Origin of the sequence: Solemya elarraichensis gill symbiont (assembly GCF_002021095.1) — a bacterium.
Taxonomy (GTDB): domain Bacteria; phylum Pseudomonadota; class Gammaproteobacteria; order Chromatiales; family Chromatiaceae.
The window spans coordinates 1-3,382 of sequence record NZ_MPRK01000192.1 but is presented as its reverse complement, the minus strand read 5'-3'; the positions used below and the strand labels follow the sequence as shown (position 1 = coordinate 3,382).

General features: G+C 52.2%; 4 protein-coding genes. 2 read left to right on the top strand and 2 right to left on the bottom strand.

The window, feature by feature from the left end:
• On the bottom strand, positions 1 to 415 hold a 415-nt coding region (locus BOW51_RS08795; protein ID WP_135568186.1), incomplete at its 3' end, for a cell division ATP-binding protein FtsE.
• The gene (gene ftsY / locus BOW51_RS08790) at positions 412 to 1,413 is read right to left on the bottom strand and encodes a signal recognition particle-docking protein FtsY (RefSeq protein WP_078477400.1); all 1,002 of its coding nucleotides are present in this window, start codon (positions 1,411 to 1,413) and stop codon (positions 412 to 414) included. The genes ftsY and BOW51_RS08795, both read right to left, overlap by 4 nt.
• Before the next feature lie 97 nt (positions 1,414 to 1,510).
• Here ftsY and folB point away from each other — a divergent pair, with 97 nt between their 5' ends.
• Together folB and BOW51_RS08780 are read left to right on the top strand one after the other, a co-directional pair.
• Complete coding sequence (gene folB, locus BOW51_RS08785) at positions 1,511 to 1,867, top strand: dihydroneopterin aldolase (protein ID WP_078477399.1); 357 nt, start codon at positions 1,511 to 1,513, stop codon at positions 1,865 to 1,867.
• A gap of 130 nt (positions 1,868 to 1,997) precedes the next feature.
• A complete protein-coding gene (locus BOW51_RS08780; RefSeq protein WP_135568185.1) occupies positions 1,998 to 3,008 on the top strand; it encodes a hypothetical protein in 1,011 nt (336 codons plus the stop codon).
• Positions 3,009 to 3,382: the final 374 nt, after the last annotated feature.

The following is a 3,382-nucleotide window of genomic DNA, read 5'->3' as shown; positions in this document are numbered from 1 at the left end:
AGAGGCTGGCTGGAAGGCTCTTCTCCTTTTTGAGCAAGCCGACTTTATCGAGTGCTGCGCGGACACGCTTGCCGCTGTCTCGGGGCGAAGCGCCAATCACCTGTAGCGGCAGGGCAACATTTTCATACACACTACGATCATTGAGCAGGCGATGGTCTTGAAAAATCATGCCGACCTTGCGTCTGTGAAAGGGGATTTCCCTGTTTGGCAGCTTGGCCATGTTGCGGCCATCGACAATCAATTGGCCACGTGTTGGGCGATCAAGCAGGGCAATCAAACGCATCAGGGTGCTTTTACCGGCGCCGGAGTGGCCGGTAATAAATGCCATGGCGCCTTCCTCGATGCGCAGATTAATCTGCTTCAGGCCGTACTGGCCATCTTCGAATCGCTTGCTGACGTGATCGAACTGGATCATCCCTGGAACAGCGCCTCGACAAACTCTTCAGCATTGAAGGGGCGCAGATCATCGACTGCCTCGCCGATGCCGATATAACGGATCGGCAGTTTCAGCTTGTCGGCAATTGCAAACAGAATGCCGCCCTTGGCTGTACCGTCCAGCTTGGTGATGCTGATTGCGGTCAGTGGCACCGCATGGTTGAAATGAATGGCCTGTTGCAGAGCGTTCTGTCCGGTACCTCCATCGACGATCAGCATCACCTCGTGCGGTGACTGCGGATCAATTTTCTTGAGTACCCGGACGATCTTGCTCAACTCGTCCATCAGGTTGCCCTTGGTATGCAGGCGACCTGCCGTGTCGGCGATGAGAATGTCAGTTCCACGTGCGGTTGCGGCTTCCAGCGCATCAAAAATTACCGAGGCGCTGTCTGCACCTGTCTGTTGTGCGACAACCGGCACCTGGTTGCGTTCGCCCCAGGTCTGCAGCTGTTCGACGGCGGCGGCGCGGAAGGTGTCGCCTGCTGCCAGCATGACACTCTTGCCCTGCTGCTGAAAACGCTTGGCGAGTTTGCCGATGGTGGTGGTCTTGCCGGCGCCGTTGACGCCGACCATGAGAATCACTTTCGGGCGCCCCTGTTCGGATTCAACCTCTGCTTTCTCTGCAGCTTCGAGAATTGCGCGCAGTTCGCTTTTCAGCTCATCGCTGAGAGCCTGGGGGTCTGACAGCTCCTTGCGTTTAACCCTCGCGGTTATGTCGCTGATGATTGTCTGCGTGGCGTCAATACCGACATCGGCTGTCAGCAGCAGTGTTTCCAGCTCTTCCAGCAGGTCATCATCGATCTGCTTTTTACCAAGCAGTAAGCCTGCAAGGCCATCAGAGATGGTACTGCGGGTACGTCCAAGGCGCTCCTTCAGGCGTGCAAAGAGTGACGTCTCCGTCACATCTGCAGCGGACTCTTCTGCTTCTGCAGCTGTGACCTCATCTTCCTGTGACTTGTTTTTTCCAAATCCAAACATCGGTGGTTCTTATCTCCTGATTCACTGCGATTTGCCTGCTTGCACACGTTGCGACATGCAGTACACTGGTGAAAGTCTAACTGAATCTTCACAAACAATGGATATTGTATTCCTGCAAGAGCTTCGGATCGATACCACAATCGGAATTTATGACTGGGAACGCGAAATTCGCCAGTCGGTGGTGCTAGATATTGAGATGGGAACGGACATTTCAAAAGCCGCTGCCTCCGATCACATCGACGATACGCTCGATTACAAGGCGGTTGCCAAGCGTCTGATCGACTTTGTCGGTGGCAGCGAGTTCCAGCTTGTCGAAACCCTCGCCGAAGAGGTGTGTCTCCTCATCCGCGAGGAGTTCAGTGTGCCCTGGGTGCGCCTGACGCTGAACAAGAAAGGTGCCGTGAGTGGTGCCGAGGGTGTTGGCATTATCATTGAGCGAGGCAGCAGAAGCTGATAGCTGGACTTTAGTTAAAACACCACTTGTCCACTTGAGGTAGTGTTAGAACATCTTCGTGTTTTGTGGCGGAATATTCAAAACGGAGATCAAGCCACAGACTAAATCGTATTTTGAGAGGGAACTCATCATGAAAAACAGTCAATTTCTAACACGTATCCTATCCCCATTTGTTTTTTCCGGCTTCTGCCTGGCAGCTGCCACAGCGGGCGCTGAGACCCCTGCGAGCAATGATTTTAAGGATGCTTATTACCACCTGGCTCAGGAGAGGCATCTAGCACTGCCCTACTTGACCAATTCGGGTCTTCGTTATCATCTTGCGGTGGGGTGCGAAGAGAAATTCGAAAAACTCAACGTTAATCAGTCTCTGGTGATGATTGACGGAAAACTAAGAGATGTTGTCAACATCGCCGTGGTGATGTCCGGTTTGTCTAACCAGGAAGGGTGGGGCGCTGATTGCGGCGTTAAAATTTTTGATATCTTCCTTGACGAGGTCAGTGATTATTCTAGTGACCCGCATATTCGTAATCCAGTCATTAACTTCATTGAGGGAACACAGTTTGTTTTCGAGCGTAAGATCAACAATCCGTGTCAGGTCATTCCAAAAAACTATACCGGAGTTCTTATAGGTGATGGCGCGTTTGGCTGGCAAACAGGTTCATGTACCCGGGACGTGGAATTGAATGGACACAACTTCAGCATTGATAGTGGTTGGGGCAATCCTCTTCGCTACTCTGGATCCATCTCAGGTGAAGGGAATGTGACTTATTTGGGGGCAGGTGAAAGGTCAGCTTGCTGCAGGAATAATCTGCTTTTTGTGGAGGGCAGTGATCCCAATACCTATAGGGGGACGACGACAGTCGCGCGCGGGATGATTGCTCTCGCTAAACCCTCAGGGACGAATGCGGTTTCCAATCACCTGGTGATCGAGGGCAGCGGAAGTAATATCGGTGTTGCGTGGGAAGCGGCTGATCAAATTTCCGACTATGGCACGATCGAAGTGCGCTCTCCCGGCGGCAAATTGAAAACCAATGGGCATTTTGATAAAGTCGATAAAAATTGTACTGGCCGCAGGAGCGACTATCGATACAGGGGATGTAGAAAGGGCAGTTACGATCGTTACTGGAAGCTTAATCTATGATGGAAACCCGATCACAGCGGGCCGCCATTACAGCAGGCATGATTTTCCAGCATTCATTACAGGTGAAGGGTATATCAAAGTCGAAGGTTAGGGCTGTCGCTGAATGAATCCGACTCTGTAGATTAAGATGCTGTCAAGAGCCGGAGGGGGGATGCAATCCCTCCGGCTCTTTCACAATTCGCCCGGTTTGGCCAGGCAGCATTCGGCCACGCTTGCATGAAACCCCGTTGCCTGATACCTGCCCCGCTATTTAGAAAACTGGGCCAGGTTCGCGATTACTCCAGCAGCAAGTGATACTGAGAGAAAAACAAGTGGGCCTGTGAGTGGCCTGTTGTTCTTCGTACAATGCCTGACGAGATTCAGGCAATAGGCCG

What these genes read in the sequence shown, in the direction of transcription:
- ftsY (WP_078477400.1), bottom strand. Translation starts at nt 1,413, where the DNA reads ATGTTTGGATTTGGAAAAAACAAGTCACAGGAAGATGAGGTCACAGCT.
- folB (WP_078477399.1), top strand. Translation starts at nt 1,511, where the DNA reads ATGGATATTGTATTCCTGCAAGAGCTTCGGATCGATACCACAATCGGA.
- BOW51_RS08780 (WP_135568185.1), top strand. Translation starts at nt 1,998, where the DNA reads ATGAAAAACAGTCAATTTCTAACACGTATCCTATCCCCATTTGTTTTT.